This window comes from Achromobacter sp. ACM03, assembly GCF_014851665.1.
Taxonomy (GTDB): domain Bacteria; phylum Pseudomonadota; class Gammaproteobacteria; order Burkholderiales; family Burkholderiaceae_B; genus Achromobacter; species Achromobacter aegrifaciens.
In genome coordinates this window covers 363,283-380,290 of record NZ_JACVAD010000005.1, presented here as the reverse complement: position 1 = coordinate 380,290, position 17,008 = coordinate 363,283, and the positions used below count along the sequence as shown (strand labels likewise).

Annotated in this window: 15 protein-coding genes; 13 read left to right on the top strand and 2 right to left on the bottom strand. The window is 65.3% G+C overall.

Features of this window, described 5'->3' with window-relative positions:
- Positions 1-6 precede the first annotated feature (6 nt).
- Together IB257_RS23465 and IB257_RS23460 are read right to left on the bottom strand one after the other, a co-directional pair.
- Positions 7-2,268 (bottom strand): GNVR domain-containing protein, encoded by a 2,262-nt coding sequence (locus IB257_RS23465; protein WP_054453060.1) that lies wholly within the window; start codon positions 2,266-2,268, stop codon positions 7-9.
- A gap of 62 nt (positions 2,269-2,330) precedes the next feature.
- Positions 2,331-3,467 (bottom strand): polysaccharide biosynthesis/export family protein, encoded by a 1,137-nt coding sequence (locus IB257_RS23460; RefSeq protein ID WP_054453063.1) that lies wholly within the window; start codon positions 3,465-3,467, stop codon positions 2,331-2,333.
- A gap of 242 nt (positions 3,468-3,709) precedes the next feature.
- Here IB257_RS23460 and IB257_RS23455 point away from each other — a divergent pair, with 242 nt between their 5' ends.
- Genes IB257_RS23455 through IB257_RS23395 form a run of 13 tightly spaced genes read left to right on the top strand, consistent with a single transcriptional unit; the run spans position 3,710 to position 16,966 of the window.
- Positions 3,710-5,119 carry an undecaprenyl-phosphate glucose phosphotransferase gene (locus IB257_RS23455; RefSeq protein ID WP_125471884.1) on the top strand — a complete coding sequence of 470 codons (1,410 nt, stop codon included), beginning with the start codon at positions 3,710-3,712 and terminating at the stop codon, positions 5,117-5,119.
- Between the two features lie 46 nt (positions 5,120-5,165).
- A complete protein-coding gene (locus tag IB257_RS23450; protein ID WP_054453683.1) occupies positions 5,166-5,618 on the top strand; it encodes a GDP-mannose mannosyl hydrolase in 453 nt (150 codons plus the stop codon).
- A gap of 5 nt (positions 5,619-5,623) precedes the next feature.
- Positions 5,624-7,054 carry a mannose-1-phosphate guanylyltransferase/mannose-6-phosphate isomerase gene (locus IB257_RS23445; RefSeq protein ID WP_054453067.1) on the top strand — a complete coding sequence of 477 codons (1,431 nt, stop codon included), beginning with the start codon at positions 5,624-5,626 and terminating at the stop codon, positions 7,052-7,054.
- 34 nt (positions 7,055-7,088) lie between these two features.
- The gene (locus tag IB257_RS23440) at positions 7,089-7,451 is read left to right on the top strand and encodes a VanZ family protein (protein ID WP_054453684.1); all 363 of its coding nucleotides are present in this window, start codon (positions 7,089-7,091) and stop codon (positions 7,449-7,451) included.
- Between the two features lie 10 nt (positions 7,452-7,461).
- Entirely contained in the window at positions 7,462-8,571 is a 1,110-nt protein-coding gene (gene gmd / locus IB257_RS23435; protein WP_054453069.1) for a GDP-mannose 4,6-dehydratase, read from the top strand.
- 6 nt (positions 8,572-8,577) lie between these two features.
- Entirely contained in the window at positions 8,578-9,531 is a 954-nt protein-coding gene (locus IB257_RS23430) for a GDP-L-fucose synthase (protein WP_054453071.1), read from the top strand.
- A 38-nt stretch (positions 9,532-9,569) separates the two neighbouring features.
- Positions 9,570-10,886, top strand: a complete 1,317-nt coding sequence (locus tag IB257_RS23425) for an oligosaccharide flippase family protein (RefSeq protein WP_119450029.1) — start codon at positions 9,570-9,572, stop codon at positions 10,884-10,886.
- A gap of 20 nt (positions 10,887-10,906) precedes the next feature.
- Positions 10,907-11,809, top strand: a complete 903-nt coding sequence (locus tag IB257_RS23420; RefSeq protein WP_054453076.1) for a glycosyltransferase family 2 protein — start codon at positions 10,907-10,909, stop codon at positions 11,807-11,809.
- 27 nt (positions 11,810-11,836) lie between these two features.
- Complete coding sequence (locus IB257_RS23415; RefSeq protein WP_192492894.1) at positions 11,837-13,132, top strand: O-antigen ligase family protein; 1,296 nt, start codon at positions 11,837-11,839, stop codon at positions 13,130-13,132.
- Positions 13,125-14,255 carry a glycosyltransferase gene (locus IB257_RS23410; protein WP_175163884.1) on the top strand — a complete coding sequence of 377 codons (1,131 nt, stop codon included), beginning with the start codon at positions 13,125-13,127 and terminating at the stop codon, positions 14,253-14,255. The genes IB257_RS23415 and IB257_RS23410 overlap by 8 nt, the downstream gene beginning before the upstream one ends.
- A gap of 13 nt (positions 14,256-14,268) precedes the next feature.
- A complete protein-coding gene (locus IB257_RS23405; protein ID WP_054453084.1) occupies positions 14,269-15,156 on the top strand; it encodes a glycosyltransferase family 2 protein in 888 nt (295 codons plus the stop codon).
- Positions 15,153-15,713, top strand: a complete 561-nt coding sequence (locus IB257_RS23400) for a putative colanic acid biosynthesis acetyltransferase (protein ID WP_054453087.1) — start codon at positions 15,153-15,155, stop codon at positions 15,711-15,713. The genes IB257_RS23405 and IB257_RS23400 overlap by 4 nt, the downstream gene beginning before the upstream one ends.
- The gene (locus IB257_RS23395; protein WP_192492893.1) at positions 15,710-16,966 is read left to right on the top strand and encodes a glycosyltransferase WbuB; all 1,257 of its coding nucleotides are present in this window, start codon (positions 15,710-15,712) and stop codon (positions 16,964-16,966) included. Before IB257_RS23400 ends, IB257_RS23395 begins: the two co-directional genes overlap by 4 nt.
- The last annotated feature ends 42 nt before the right edge of the window (positions 16,967-17,008 follow it).

Here is a 17,008-nt window from a genome sequence, read left to right as displayed (position 1 = left end):
GTGGCGTTATTTAGGGCCGTTCTGTTTGAAATCGCCGTAATACGCCGCACGGGAGTAGCGGTAACTGCCGTACTTGGACCGGAAGCCGAAGCGTTCCGGCAGGAGCTTGAGGCCGTTGAAGAGCACGCCGTCCACCGGCGCGCCCGCCTGGATCAGGCGCTTGGCCGTCTCGCGGATCTCGCCCACGGTGTTCATGCCCGAACGCACCACCACCATCACCGCCGCCGCATGCGTTCCGACCACGGCCGCGTCCGGAGACGACAGCACGGGCGCCGTGTCCAGGATCACCATGTCGTACTGCGAGGCCAGTTCGCGCAGGGTTTCGCCGAACACCGGCGAGGCCAGCAACTCGGACGGGTCGAAGGTGACCGCGCCGGTGGCGATGAAGTCCACGCCCTCGGACACGCTGTGCTTGCGGACCTGGGTCAGCGGTATCGTGCCCGACAGCACTTCGAACAGGCCGTCTTCCTTGGGCACGCCAAAGTAGCGGTTGAGCTGGCCCTTGCGGAAGTCAGCGTCGATCAGCAGCACGCGCTTGCCCACGCCGCCCTGGATGAAGGCGAAGTTGGCCGACAGGAAGGACTTCCCCACGCCTGCCACGGGGCCGGTGAACATGACCATGTTGTTGGCCGACTGGCGCAGCGACGCCTGCAGCACGTTGCGGAACGACCTCAGGCTTTCGATGGGCGGCGCGTTGCCCTGGCTCTGCGCCAGCAGCGCAGGCACGCTGGCGTTCTTGCGCCGGCTGCGCCGCCACAGCTTGTCCTGCATGTCGCTATAGGGAATGGCGGCCAACACCGGCAGGCCGGTATGGCGTTCGACGTCGTCGGGTTCCGACAGTCCGCCGAACAGCGCATTGCGCACGAACGCGCACAGCATGCCGAAGATCAGGCCGAAGGCGGTCGCCACGCCGATGATGATGGCGGCCTTGGGACGCACCGGCTTGTCCGGCTGCACCGCCGAGTCCAGGATGCGCACGTTGCCCACCTTGCCGGCGCGGATCAGGCGCAGCTGCTGGGCGTTGTTGAGCAATGCCGTGTAGAGCTCGGTGTTGACGCGCACGTCGCGTACCAGGCGCACCACGTCCTGCTCCAGGTCAGGCAGCTGGCGGATGTTGTTGCCGATGCGGTTGACGTCCCCGGTCAGCCCGGCGATCTGGCGGTCCAGCGCCACGATGCTGGGGTGGGTTGGCGCGAAGCGGGTGATCATCTCCTGGCGCTTGGAGCGCAGTTCCATCACCTTGGTCTGCGCATCCACCGATTGCGCAAGGATCAGCTTGGCTTCTTCGCTCAGGTCGATGGTGCCGCGCTTGTTGCGCAGGGAGTTGTACTTGGTCTCGGCCGCGTCCAGCTCGCCCTTGAGCACCGGCAGCTGCTGTTCAAGGAATACCAGCGACTTCTCGGCCTGCGCCGACTTGCGATTTACGTTCTGCTGCACGTACTCCTGGCCGATCTGGTTGAGCACGGCAGTCGTCAGCGCGGGATCATTGCCTTCCAGCGTGACGCCGATCACCCCCGACGTGCGGCCGCGCTCGAAGATCCCCAGGCGCGCCTGCACATCCTCGATGGCTGCCAGGCGCGAGCTGCGCGACACCGTGAACTCGGTCCCGGGGCGTCCCGTCAGCGCGTCGATATGCACGTCCATCGCGCCGCCGCCAGGCAGCCGGAAATGCTCGGGCTTGCCCACGGTGCCGTTGAAGGTCGCGCCCGTGAACTTGTCGCTCAGCGTGTAGCGCCCTTCGCCCAGCGTGGTCACGCGAAAGGGCTTGCCCAGCCATTCGTTGGGCACGTCCAGCTGCGAGATCGCGATGGCTTCTCCGCCCCATGCATAACCGCCGCGCGGCAGGCTAGACGGATACGGCAGGCTTTCGTAGCGCTGCGCCAGCCATTCGCCGATCACGGGGAAATAGCGCGGCTTGGCCTGGATGTACAGCAGGAACTTGTCGACTGCGGGTCCAACCACCATGCGCGAACGCAGCACTTCCATTTCGCCCGAGGTCTCCGCCTTGGTATCGAACATGGAGGACACATCGCCGAGCAGGCTGCGGCTCTGCCCCTGCGGCATTTCCTCTTCCACCTGCACGATGATGTCGGCCGAGTACACCTTGGGCGTGATCATCACATAGGTAAGCGCCCCCAGTAATGCAAGCAGAGTGATCGCGATGATCATCCACCGGTTGGAGAAGATGGCGTCCACATGGGACGACAACGGAGTTTCCTGCTGGCGAGCCGGCACGGACGGCTCGAACGATTCGATGGGCAACGACATGCAGCTCTCCAAGAGAAGACGCCGCCGCGGTCGCGGCGTCCCCAGGCGTGGTTTAAGGCGGACTAATCTATGGACTTCACGGTCTGTACGGTCTGGGCGCTCGGGAACAGATTGCTGATGAAGCGGTTCCACCGCACCAGGGCCGCCGTATCCACGAACACCACGTCTTTGGGTTGCAACTCGAACTTCTCCGCCACCGCAAGAGTCTGCGGCGATCCGGCGTTCAGGTGGAACACCAGCGGCGTCGCTTGCTCAGTGCTGCGCACAACGAATATTTGAGACGGATTCGAGGTCAGCTGGTTCGGTCCTCCGGCCAAGCCCAGCGCCTCGGTCAACGACATGCGTCCGTCACGCATCACTGCCGCGGTGGGCAAGGTCACCTCGCCCATCACGAACACCTTGCTGTCATCGCGCGGCGTGACCCTGACGATGTCGCCGGACTTCAGCAGCACCTGGTTCAGGTCTTGGCCACGCTCGATCAGCGCAGGCACGTTCACGCGAGTACGGCGTCCGTCACGGATCACGTAGACTGCGCTGCGATCGCCCGTGGGCAGAATGCCTCCGGCCCTGTTGATCGCTTCCAACAGGGTCATCGGGATATCGTTGATCGCGATTGCGCCCGGCGTCTTCACTTCGCCATCGACGTAAACACGCTTGCTGCGATATCCCAGAACGCGTACGGTGATCTGCGGATCCTGGATGTACTTGCTCGAACTATTCACTATGAGATTGCGCGCCTGAAGTTCCGTCAACCCGGCCACTTTCAGCAATCCCGCATAGGGAAATTGGATATATCCAGTGGATGAAACCGTATAGCCCGGAATGCCCGAGGCGGTGTCTCCAATGGCTAGTTCCGTTACCCCAGTCCCGATGGCGTAGGTTTGCGTCGGAAGGACGAGTTCAGGGTGGTCCCACACTACGATCGAGAGGATGTCTCCGGGCCCGATCAGGTACGGCCCGGACTTGCCGTAGAGCTTGTCGACGCCTTCGTTGTCGAGCAATGCCTGGCGCGCGCGCTGGTCTTCAAGCACCAGCGACGGCGTGATTTCCTTGATTACAGCCTTGGAGTTCGGATCCAGCGGATCCGCAAGTTGATTGGCGTCAAAGGTCATACCGGGAGACAAGGCGCAAGCGCCCAGCGAGGACACGAGCGCGATAGCTGCTATGCCTCGGCTCAACGTTCCGAAAAATGTCGTCATGGCAAATCCACTTGTGAATGACTTCGTTGCTTGGAGTGAGCCCGATGCGTAACGGGTTGCGACATTCCACTCTCTTTTCCTAGCCCCGCACATTCGACGGATGTCCTAAGCCTTCTCCTACATCGTTTGGAGGTTTCGGGTGCCTTGCGCACTCAATAAGATTTTGTCGGTAGCCACAAGCTTTGCGGCGGTGCACTGTCTTTGCCTTTCGCACGGCGGCTCCCCACGAACAGGAGTGCGCGATGGACCCGTCCCAAACGGACACGTCGTCTAGATTCAGCGGAGCAAGCTATCTCTATCGCTTGCTCGATGCCGCGATCGTGATCGCCTGCGGCCTGACTGCCACCGGCTTGAAATTCTCGGACGATGCCTTGGCGGATCCTCCGCAGATCCATCTGTTCCTTGTGTATCTGTGCGGCCTGGGCGTGGTCGCCATATTCCCGGCCTTCCGCCTCTATGTATCCTGGCGCGGCCGCCTGCTGACCGACCTGGTCGTGCGCAGCCTGGCGGCCTGGGCGCTGGTGTTCGCGCTGGGCATCTGCATCAGTTTTCTCATGCACCAGACCGCGGCGATATCGCGCATATGGGCGGCTACGTGGTTCGGCATGTCGGCGCTGACGCTGGCCGGCTTACGCATTGCGGTCTACGCGATCCTGGGCGCGGCGCGCGACCGCGGGCTGGACCGCAAGCGCGTACTGCTGGTGGGCTTTGGCGCGCTGGGCCATGACCTGTGGCGCCGCGTCGAGCAATACCGCGGCGCGGGCTACGAAGTGGCGGGCATCTATGCCGAGCCCCATGAGAACCTGCCGCCGCAAGTCCGCCGCCTGCATGACCTGGACGAGCTGCATGGCTTCGTGCATGAGCACAACGTCCGCGAGATCTGGATCGTGCTGCCGATGGAAGCGGGCCAGGAACTGCGCGAAGTCCTCTATCACCTGCGCAACGACCTGGTGGATATCCGCTGGATTCCCGATGTCATGTCGATCCAGCTGCTGGGGCACCGCATCGGCGAATTCCTGGGTCTGCCGGCCATACAGCTCAACAGCCTGCCGGCCGCCGGCGTGCGAGGCTGGGCCAAGGAACTCTTCGACCGCGGCTTCGCCTTCTGCGCGCTGGTCGGGCTGTCGCCCGTGATGCTGACGGTGGCGATCCTGGTGAAGGCGACTTCGCGCGGCCCGGTGTTCTTCACCCAGCCTCGGCTGGGCGTGGACGGCAAGGTCTTCCATGTCTACAAGTTCCGCACCATGACAGTGCATCAGGAGCATGGCGTGGTCACCCAGGCCACGCGCAACGATGCCCGCGTCACGCGCATTGGCGGCTTCCTCAGGCGCACCAGCCTGGACGAACTGCCGCAGTTCCTGAATGTGCTGATGGGCGACATGTCGGTGGTGGGTCCGCGTCCGCACGCGCTGGAACACAACGAAATGTACAAGGACCTGGTGCAGCGCTACATGATGCGCCACCGCGTCAAGCCGGGCATCACGGGCTGGGCGCAGGTCAACGGCCTGCGCGGGCAGACGGACACGCTGCGCAAGATGAGCGACCGGGTCGAGTACGACATCTACTACATCCAGCACTGGACGTTCAGGATGGACCTGCAGATCATCGCCCGCACGGCGTTGTCGGGATGGACGGGCCGCAATGTCTACTAAACCCTTGGGATGGCCCGAGCAACGCAAGGCCGCGGCCCGCGACGGCTTGCTGGCGCAGGCGGAGTTCCGCCAGGCGGTAGAGATGTTGCCGCTGGTTTCCATCGACCTGCTGCTGCGCGATGCCGCGGGCCGCTACCTGACTGGCCTGCGGGCCAATCCCCCGGCCCAGGGCGCCTGGTTCGTGCCGGGCGGACGGATCCGCAAGAACGAGACCCTGCACGCCGCGCTGCGCCGCATCGCCCGCGACGAACTGGGCATCCCGGTCAGCGAGCTGGCCTGGACCCCGCGCGGCGTGTACGAACACTTCTATGGCACCAATTTTGCGGGTGAAGCCGGACGCTCCACCCACTACGTCGTCCTCGCCTATGAGGCCGAGCTTTCTTTGGACATTTCCAGCCTGCCCCAGGCCCAGCACCGCAGCTACCGCTGGCTGCCCGCGAAGGCCCTCGCCGCCGATCCCGGCGTGCACCCCTACACCCAGGCCTACTTCAAGGAGTGAGCGCCATGACCAATCCCCCTCCCCCGTACCGGGCAGTCATACTCTGCGGCGGTTCAGGCTCGCGCCTGTGGCCGCTGTCGCGCGAGCTGCTGCCCAAGCAGTTCATCCGTTTGACCGATGACCGCAGCCTGCTGCAGAACACCCTGCTGCGGCTGGGTTCGGCGGATGCGCAGGCCCGGCCCACCCTGGTCTGCAACGACGCGCACCGCTATATCGCGGCGGAGCAGGCGCTGGAGCTGGGCATCAAGGACGTGGAAGTGATCCTGGAGCCTTTCGCGCGCAACACGGCGCCGGCAATCGCCGCGGCCACCCTGCGCGCCATGCGCGACGGCGAGGACCCGGTCATGCTGATCATGCCGTCGGACCACGTGCTGGAAGACGGTGAGGTACTGCGCGCCGCCTTCGCCGAAGCCTACAAGGCCGCCTTGCAAGGCGCCCTGGTGACCTTCGGCATCACGCCCACCGCGCCGCTCAGCGGCTACGGCTACATCCAGGCGGACGAGCCCGGCGTCATGGCCCCCGCCCGCCGCGTGCGCCGCTTCGTTGAAAAGCCCTCGCCCGAGGTGGCGCAGCGCTTCATCGATGATGGCGGCTATTACTGGAACAGCGGCATGTTCGCCTTCCAGGCCTCGGTATTCCTGTCGGAAATGGCGCGCCTGGCGCCCAAGATGCTGGAACAGGTGCAGGCGGCGGTGGCCATCGGACATGGCGAGAATTCGCTTTTCCACCTGGACGGCCCGTCCTTCGAGGCCTGCCCCAGCGATTCCATGGACTACGCCATCATGGAGCGCACCGACAGCGCCGTGGTCATCCCGCTGGCCGCCTCGTGGAGCGATGTGGGCGCCTGGGACGCGGTCTGGGGTATCGCCCAGAAGACGGTGGAAGGCAACTCCACCACCGGCGACGTCATGGTGGAGGATTCGCGCAACTGCCTGATCCACTCCACCAGCCGGCTGGTGGCCTCGGTGGGCCTGGACGACATCGTCGTGATCGAAACCGCCGACGCCGTGCTGGTGGCGCACAAATCGCGCTCGCAGGACGTCAAGCGGCTGGTCGAGATCTTCAAGACGCAGCACCGCTCGGAACTGAACCATCACCGCGAAGTGCAGCGGCCCTGGGGATCCTACGACTCGGTCGGCCAGGGGCCGCGCTACCAGGTCAAGCGCATCACGGTGAAGCCCGGCGCGCGCCTGTCCTCACAGATGCACCATCACCGGGCCGAGCATTGGATCGTGGTTTCGGGCACGGCGCGCATCTACAACGGCGACAAGCAATACCTGCTGACCGAGAACCAGTCAACCTACATCCCGCTGGGCGAGATCCACAGCCTGGAGAACCCGGGAAAGATCCCGCTGGAAATCATCGAGGTGCAATCGGGCGCCTACCTGGGTGAAGACGACATCGTCAGATTCCAGGACATGTATGGCCGGGTCTGAAAAAGAGGTGCCCCCGCCCTTCTTCAGACCGGGCATGGCCCGGATCTGCCTGCCGCTTGCCGGGCTGTTCTTCGCCGTACTGGTAACGATAGGCAACCTGCCGGGCCTGGCCGCCGAGATGTCGGACGCCTTTGGGGACAAGCGTCTGCATCTTGCGGCTTACGCCTTCCTGACCACGTTGATCTATTTCTCGGTCAACCGGCGCCCGGCGCTGACGGCCTTGGTGGCGATTGCCATGCTGGGTGCGCTGGATGAAGCAATCCAGTCCCTTTTTCCCTATCGACAGGCTGAATTATTAGACCTTTTGGCCGATATCTCAGCGGCTGGTGCAACAGTAATCTCATTGCACATTGGTACCGCAGCCTTCGGCTCCTTTCGTGCAGTCACTAAGTCTTAAGGATACAACCATGCCAAAACGGGCACTGATTACCGGCGTTACTGGCCAAGACGGGGCCTATCTGGCGGAGTTTCTGCTGGCCAAGGGCTATGAGGTCCACGGCATCAAGCGGCGTGCTTCGCTGTTCAATACCGCCCGGATCGACCATCTGTACCAGGATCCGCATGACCAGCCCCGCAATTTCGTGCTGCACCACGGCGATATGACCGACTCTTGCAGCCTGATCCGCATCGTGCAGTCGGTGCAGCCCGACGAGATCTACAACCTGGCCGCCCAAAGCCATGTCGGCGTCTCGTTCGAGGAACCCGAATACACGGCCAACGCCGACGGCCTGGGCACCCTGCGTCTCCTGGAAGCCATCCGCATCCTGAAACTGGAGAACAAGGCCCGCTTCTACCAGGCCTCCACCTCCGAGCTGTATGGCCTGGTGCAAGAGACGCCGCAAAAGGAAACCACGCCGTTCTATCCGCGCAGCCCGTATGCGGCGGCCAAGCTGTACGCCTACTGGATCAGCGTGAATTACCGCGAAGCCTATGGCATGTATGCCTGCAACGGCATCCTGTTCAACCACGAATCGCCCAAGCGCGGCGAGACCTTCGTCACGCGCAAGATCACCCGCGGCCTGGCCCGCATCGTGCTCGGCCTGCAGGAATGCCTGTACCTGGGCAACCTGTCCGCCCTGCGCGACTGGGGCCACGCCCGCGACTACGTCGAAATGCAATGGCTGATGCTGCAGCAGGACACGCCCGAGGACTACGTCATCGCGACCGGCATGCAATACAGCGTGCGCGAGTTCATCAATACCGCCGCGCGCGAGCTGGGCATCCTGCTGGCGTGGGAGGGCGAAGGACTGGAAGAGACCGCCACCGTGCTGTTCTCGCCGGTCCATGACGTCAAGCCCGGCCAGGTCATCGTCCGAGTGGATCCGCGCTACTTCCGCCCGACGGAAGTGGAGACCCTGCTGGGCGATCCGACCAAGGCGCGCGAAAAGCTGGGGTGGTCGCCCCGCACCTCCTTCGCGCAACTGGTCAAGGAAATGGTCGAGAGCGATCTGCGCGACGCCCGGCGCGATGCGCTGGTCGAGCAGAACGGCTACGAAATCTACGCCTACAAGGAGTAGCACGACATGACGAACCTGGAGCAACGCGTCTTCGTCGCCGGCCACCGCGGCATGGTGGGCGCCGCGATCACCCGCGAGCTGCAACGCCGCGGGTACCGCAACGTGCTGACCCGCGGCCGGGAAGAGCTGGATCTGGAAAACCAGAATCAGGTCAACCGCTTCTTCTCGACCACGCCGGTCGACGTGGTGTACCTGGCCGCGGCCAAGGTGGGCGGGATCCTCGCCAACCAGACGCATCCGGTGGAGTTCCTGTACAAGAACCTGATGATCCAGTGCAACGTGATCCGCGCCGCGTATGCGGCCGGCGTGCGCAAGCTGCTGTTTCTGGGTTCGTCATGCATCTATCCGCGCGAAGCTCCTCAGCCGATCCGCGAGGACGCCTTGCTGACGGGGCCGCTGGAGGCGACCAACGAGCCCTACGCCATCGCCAAGATCGCGGGCCTGAAGCTGTGCGAGGCCTATCAGCGCGAATTCGGCGCGCGCTTCATCTGCGCCATGCCGACCAATCTGTATGGCCAGCATGACAACTACGACCTGCAAAGCAGCCACGTGCTGCCCGCGCTGATCCGCAAATTCCACGAAGGGCGGGAATCTGGCCAGGAAAGCGTGAGCATCTGGGGCACCGGCGCGCCGCTGCGGGAGTTCCTGTACGTGGACGACCTGGCCCAGGCCTGCGTCATGCTGATGGAGCATCCGCAGGCGGAAGGCATCTACAACATCGGCGCCGGGCAGGACATCTCGATCGCCGACCTGGCCAGGCTGGTGGCCCGCGTGGTCGGCTACGAGGGCAACATCGTCTACGACAGCAGCAAGCCCGACGGCACGCCGCGCAAGCTGATGGACTCGGCCCGCATGCAGGCGCTGGGCTGGAAACCGGAGATCTCACTGACGCATGGCATCACGCTGGCCTACGGGCACTTCCTGCGTGAACGCACCCAGCATGCGCTGCCCGTGGCCTGACGGCCTCGCCAGAACCCCTATGCCCACAGGCCCCAGCCATGTTCGGATTCCTGAGGAAACACATCGCCGGCAATGCCTCCTTCTGGGGGCTGGTGGAGTATGGCATCGGCCCCGTCGCGGCGCTGGTGGCCTTGCCCATCCTGTTCCGGCAGCTGGGAACGGTGGGCTTCGGCCAGTACTCGATGATCATCGCCCTGGCCGGCTTCGGCAATGCCGCCAACCTGGGCGCGGCGGTGACGGCGACCAAGCTGGTTTCCGAGCGCATGCACGAACCGGGCGGCGCCTATCGCGCAGCCGGCGTAAGCATGTCGCTGATCGGCTGCGCGCTGGGGGTCGTGACCCTGGCCGCAGTGCTGCTGTGGGGAGTGGTGGGCCTGGGCTGGCCGGCGGCCACCTTCGGCGGCGTGGCGGTGACGATGCTTGCCATGCCCGCGCTGGCCATCTACCTGACGCAGCAATATGACCAACTGTTTTCCGGATGCCTGAAAGGGCGTGAAGACTTCCGCGCCACGGCGCTGTGCGAGGTCTTCAGCCGCACCGGCACGATGGGGCTGGCTTGCGCCACGGCCTGGCTGACGGCCTCCCCCACCTGGACCGGCCTGGCGCAGGCGCTGGGACTCCTGATCGCGGGCAGCGTGAAGATGCGCGTATTCGCGCGCACCTATGGACGCGTCCTGGTGCGCCCGGTGCGCGACCGCGCCGCCATGATGGACGCCTTCCGTTTCTCCCGCTGGTCCTGGCTGAACAGCCTGAGCGCCCTGGCCTTCGGTTCGGTGGACAGGGTGCTGGTCGGCAGTCTCATGGGCCCGGCGGCGCTGGCCATCTACACGGTCGGCGTGCAGGTCGGCCAGATCATCCATACCGCGTCGGTCGCGATCTTCCAGAAGGCCATGCCGCGCGTCACCCGCCTGTCGGTTTCGCCGCCCTATCCGGGCGCCGTCGAACGCGAGATCCGCCGCATGATGCTGTGGAACCTGGCGCTGTCGGCCAGCGCCACGCTGGCGGTGCTGGCGGTCAGTCATCCGCTTCTGAACCTGCTGCTGGGGGACAACGTCGCCAGCGGCCATCTGGGCACCTTCCAGTTGCTGATCGTGGCCTCCGGGCTGCTGTCCTTGAACGCCGCAGCGCACTTTTCCCTGCTGGGCCTGGGCAATTCGCGCGCCGTCGCCATCCTGAACGGCCTGGGCGGCCTGGCGATGCTGTGCGTCATGGCGGGACTGGTACACGCGGCGGGGGAACACGCCGCGGCATGGGGCCGCATGGCCTACGCGGCGATCACGCTGGCCGGCGTGGCCCTCGCCATCCGTCAATCCCGCCCAGAATTTCCGGGCGCCTTGCCTGCGGCCACCCGTTAACTCATATGCTGAGGTCCTACATGCGCAAGCGTCATAACGAGTATTCACGTCAGCTCATCGACTTCGTCCGCGAGTTGCGGCCGCCGGCGCCGATTGCCGGCAGCCTGTTGCCGAAAGTGACCATCGTTACCCCCTCGTTCAACCAGGCCCGCTTCCTGGAGCGCACCATCCTGTCCGTGCTGAACCAGGGCTATCCGCGGCTGGAGTACATCATCATCGACGGCGGCTCCACCGACGGCAGCGTGGACATCATCCGCAAGTATGAGCGCTACCTGACGTACTGGGAGAGCACGCCCGACCGCGGCCAGTCGCATGCCATCAACAAGGGCTTCGAACGCGCCACCGGCGACTATGTGGGCTGGCAAAACTCCGACGACCTGTACTTCCCCGGCGCCTTGCGCAAGCTGGGCGCGGCCGCCTCCAAGGGACGCGCGCCCATCGTCAGCGGCAACCTGTTCGTGGCGGACGCCGACAACAAGATCTTCCGCAAGATCCATTACACGCCGGTCAACCGCGGCACGCTGACGGTGGTGAAGGCGTCCATCCCGAACCAGTCCGCGATCTTCCGCCGCGACCTGCTGCAGAAGTACGGGCTCCTGCAGGAGAGCATGCGCTACTGCATGGACCTGGAGCTGTGGAGCCGGCTGCTGCGCGAAGGCAAGAACCTGATCGTCCCGGACGCAATGGGCGTGTACACCGCCCATGACGAAACCAAGACGGCGCTGATGCAGGACGTGCTGCTCGAAGAGCGCGAGCAGATCGTCTCGCGCATCCGTCGCACGGAGCCGGGCCTGGGCAAGCTGTTCGAACTGTCGTGCCGGGCGTCCAAGGTGGCCGCCCACGCACGGCAGGGCGACCTGTCCTATCTGTTCGAAAAGCTGACCACCAGGATTTTCGGACGAGACGACTGGGCTTCGCACTAGCGCCTGTCCATACCGGGAAGAGCCACAATGACCACGCACCGCCGCTTATCGACCCTGCATCTGCTGGGCATGTTCGCCTTCACGGCGCTGGCCCTGAACGACGATCACTTCGTCCTGGGCGTCGGCAGCTTCAAGCTGTCGCCCTTCGATTTCCTGTTCGTCGCCATGCTGGTGGTCAAGATGCTGCGGCTCGCGGATCCCGCGGCCTATGCGCTGCCCCGCGGCATGCTGGGCATGCTGCTGGGTATCCAGTGCGTGTCGGTGATCTATCTGCTTCTGGTGTCGCTGCATCATCCCGGCATCGAGACCGGCGATGTCGCGCGGGACCTGCGCATCGTGTTCTATTTTCTGTGCACGCCCTTTCTTTGCTACAAGGACATCGACAGCCCGGCCGCCTACGCGGTGCTGCAGAAATACATCGTGGCGGCCTGCCTGGCCGTGGCCACGCTGATGTTGGCCGAACAGCTGCAAGGCTTCAGCGTGGCGAATCCGCTGCGCAACGTGCGGCTGGGCGTATGGGCCATTCCGTTCGGCGTGGTGTCTCTGCTGTACTTCCGGCGCACGCTCAACGTTTCCGGACCCAAGGCTTACGCGCTGACGGTCTATATGCTGCTGGCCCTGGTGTTCTCGCTGAACCGCAGCCAATACCTGCAGCTGGCGATCTCGGTCTTCATCGCCGTGCTGTTGGGCGCGGGTCCCGAGATCCGGCGCCGCGCGGTGCTGGTCTTTGCGCCGGCGGCAGTCGCCGGGGTGCTGGTCTTCGCCGCGATCGGCTACCTGGACGTGCTCACCAATCGCATCTTCAGCGTCGAGCGCCTGGACGAGGACTCCAGCTACGGCGCGCGCGTCCAGGAAATGCAGGGGCAAATGGACTTCTTCGCGGAGAGTCCGGTGTTCGGCAAGGGCGCGGGCTTTCGCAGCTGGGTCATGGGCGAGAACGGCTTCGAGCTGAGCACCTTCGCCCACAACTCCTGGGCCTTCTACCTGATGAAATTCGGGGTGGTCGGCACCATCATGATCATGCTTCCGCCCGCGCTCATTCTGCTGCTCACGCTGTTGCGACGATATGCGCATCCGGGCCTGGAGCTGCACCGGCGATACCTGCTTGCCACCGCGCCTATCTATATCTTCATCGACTCGCTTTCCGGCGGCCTGGCCTATGCGCCCAAGACCGCCTTCACCGGGTTCCTGCTGTGCTATTGCCTGTCGCTCATGCGCAATGCCCAGATCATGCCCGTGCCAGAACAAAGAACGACATCCGCCCCCAGCCACCGCCCGGACGTTGCGCGCCGGACGCCAACTAGAGTGATCCCACATGCCTGATGTCTTGTTTGTCGCGCCAGACCTGCACGGCGGCGTAGGAAGATGTGTCGCCTTCATCGTGGATGCCTTGCCGGAACAAGGGGTGGATTCCGCCTTGTTCCTGCTGCGTTCGCGCATCCGCGAGTATCCCGTATCCAATCCGAAGGTGACCCGGGCGCTCCCTGTCAACGAATCCCCGACCGCGCTGCGGCTGATGCTGCCCGTGGCCTTTTTCAAGCTGCTCATGCAGATCCGGCGCGACCAGCCCGCCATCGTCTGCTCGCACGGCCTCTTGTGCAACATGCTGGTCGTGGCGGCCAAGAAGCTGCTGCGCGGCAAGTTCGCCACCGTCGCCTTCGAACACAGCAGCCCGGCCATCCACTACGGAGCCTCGCGCATGCGGCGCCTGAAATGCTGGCTGGTCAGCCAGACCTACCGGCGCCACGATGCGGTGGTGGGCGTGTCGCGCGGCGTCAAGGAAGACCTGGTCAGCATGTTTCCGCCGCTGCGCGGCAAGGTCCACACCATCTACAACGGCGTGCCGCTGGAAAATGTGCGCGCACAGGGCGGCCGCGGCGGCGACGACCCCGCGCAGCCCGCCCCCTACCATGTGGTGGCCGTGGGCCGGCTCGAAGCAGTGAAGGATTACGCGACGCTGATCGACGCGGCCGCATTGCTGGATGACCCCGGCATCCGCTTCACCATCCTGGGCGAAGGATCCGAGCATGCCGCCCTGCAAAAACGCATCGATGAGCGCGGCTCGCGCAGCCCGGTCACCCTGGCGGGCCATATCGACAACCCGTTCCCGGTGATTGCGGGCGCCGGCGCATTCGCCCTGACCTCCCTGCGCGAGAGCTTCGGCAATGTGCTGGTGGAAGCGCTGTGCCTGGGCGTGCCAGTCATTTCCACCGACTGTCCCCATGGCCCGGCTGAAATCCTGGATTCCGGCCGCTACGGCCTGCTGGTTCCGGTGGGCGACGCCGCGGCCCTGGCCGAGGCGGTGCGCCGCCTGGCCTATGACGCGGAGATGCGTGAACGGTTTGCCGAGCAAGGCCCGGAACGCGCCGACGCCTTTTCCCTGGAACGGCACTGCCGCAACGTCATCGCCCTCTTCCGCCCGCTGATGCAGCGCGGCACGCCCTGAACAGGACAGCATCATGCAGAAGATACCGGTATCGGTCGTCGTCATGACGAAGAACGAGGAACGCAACATCAACAAGTGCCTGAAGGCGCTGGTCGAATTCGACGAAGTATTCGTGGTGGACTCCAACAGCACCGACGCGACCTGCGCGATGGCGACGGCGCTGGGCGCCAAGGTCTCGAACTTCCAGTGGAACGGCAAGTATCCCAAGAAGAAGCAGTGGTGCCTGGAACAGCTGCCGTTTTCGCACCCCGTGGTGCTGTACGTGGACGCGGACGAAGAGATGACGCCCGGCCTGGCCGCGGAAATACGCGAAGCCCTGCCGCGCTTCGCGGCGGGCGCGGGCGGCGCCTTCGTGCCGTTCGATTACGTCTTCTGCGGCAAGAAGCTGGAACACGGCCACCGCGTGTACAAGCTGGCCCTGTTGGCGCGCGACCGCTCGCGCTTCCTGGACTACGACGATCTCGACGTGGCGCATATGTGGGAGGTCGAAGGCCATTACCAGCCGCAGGTCGAAGGCGAAACCTTCGCCCTGCGCCAGCGCATGGTGCACAACGACCATGATTCGCTGTTCCACTACTTCGACAAGCACAACCGCTATTCCGATTGGGAAGCGAACCTGCGCACCAAGGGCCTGATGAACGATCCGCGCGAGGCCAACGTGGGCGCGCGCGCCCTGCTCAAGCGCATCTTCCAGGCCATGCCGTTCAAGGCGCCCATCTCGTTCCTGCATTCCTACGTGTTCCGCCTGGGCTTCCTGGACGGCAAGGCGGGCTACGACTACGCGGTGGCGCGCGCCATGTACTACTGGCAGATCCGCATCAAGACCGAAGAGATCCAGAAGGCGCGGCAGGCCAGCGCCGCCGCGGCGCGTGACGACGCCGTGGCGGGAGCCGCCAAATGAGCGCCCTGCAACAGCTCGACCGTTTTGCGCTGGCGCCCGGCCAGCGCGGCCGCTCCGCCCTGACGGTGCAGCTCTGGTGGACGGTGCAGGCGACGCTGTTCCGCTGGTCGCCGCAAGTTGCCTATGGCTTTCGCCGCTGGCTGCTGCGGTGCTTTGGCGCACGGGTCGGCCGCAAGGTGCTGATCCGGCCCACCGCCACCGTGACTTATCCATGGAAGGTCGAAATCGGCGACTACGCCTGGATTGGGGACGACGCGGTCATCTACAGCCTGGGTCCCATCCACATCGGCGCCCACGCCGTGGTGTCGCAGCGCAGCTACCTCTGCGCTGCAGACCACGATGCGGCGCAACCCGACTTTCCCTTGCGCGAACGCGCCGTGCGCATCGAGGACGGTGCGTGGGTGGCGACCGACGTGTTCATCGGCCCCGGCGTGACCGTCGGGCGTGAAGCCGTGATCGGCGCACGCAGCTCGGTGTTCCGCAACATGCCGCCCGCCATGGTGTGCCACGGCAACCCATGCCGTCCGATCCGCCCGCGCCAGGCTGGCCCGGCATGAAGATCCTCATCTACGGCATCAACTACGCGCCCGAACTCACCGGCATCGGCAAATACAGCGCCGAACTGGCCGAATGGCTGGCCGCGCGCGGCCACGAAGTCAGCGTGGTGACGGCCCCGCCCTACTATCCGCAGTGGCAGGTGCACGAAGGCTATCGCGCCAGCCGTTACCGCAAGGAAACCCTGCGCGGCGTCACCGTACGCCGCGCGCCGCTCTGGGTTCCCGGACGGCCGGGCGGCCTCAAGCGCCTGATCCACCTGGCCAGCTTCGCCCTGTCCAGCCTGCCCTCGCTGTTGCGCGCGGCCGCCGGGCGGCCGGACATCATCCTGGTGGTGGAGCCCGCGCTCTTCTGCGCGCCCGCCGCCTGGCTGGCGGCGCGGCTTTGCGGCGCCCGCGCCTGGCTGCACATCCAGGACTATGAAGTGGACGCCGCGTTCGAGCTGGGGCTGCTCAAGGGCGCCGGCCTGCGCGCCATGGTGCTCAGGGCCGAACGCTGGCTGATGCGCCGCTTCGACCGCGTGTCGACCATATCCAGGCGCATGCTGGACCTGGCGCGGGCCAAGGGCGTGGACCCGGGCCGCGCGGTGCTGCTGCCCAACTGGATCGATGTCGATGCGATTGCGCCGCGCGCCGGCGGCGGCAACTACCGCGCCGAACTGGGCATTCCGCACGACGCGATCGTTGCGCTTTATTCAGGCAACATGGGCGGCAAGCAGGGCCTGCAGACCCTGGCCGACGTGGCCCGCAGGCTCAGCCGCGAGACGCGCCTGTGGTTCGTCTTCTGCGGCCAGGGTCCTGAACGCGCGCCGCTGCAGCAGCAATGCGAGGGCCTGGCCCGCGTCGTCTTCCTGGACCTGCAGCCTGCCGAACGCCTGGGCGAATTGCTCAATACCGCCGACATCCATCTGCTGCCCCAACGCGCCGGCGCCGCCGACCTGGTGATGCCGTCCAAGCTGACTGGCATGCTGGCCAGCGGCCGGCCCGTGGTGTGCGGCGCCTCGCCCGGCACCGAGCTGGCCGGCGTGGTCGCGCGCTGCGGCCTGCTGACGCCGCCGGAAGACGGAGCGGCCATGGCCGAGGCGGTGCGCAAGCTCAGCTACAACGCGCAGATCCGCGAAACCCTGGGCGCCGCGGCGCGCCAGTATGCGCAGACGCATCTGCATGTGGACAGCGTGCTGGCTGCCGCGGAACAGGAATTCGAAGCGCTGATAGCGGCCAAGGGCAAGCATGCGGCCCGCGGCGCGGGCGTTTGAACGTCCGCACGGCGCCGCACAAGCCTGCCGCATCTGCTGCGC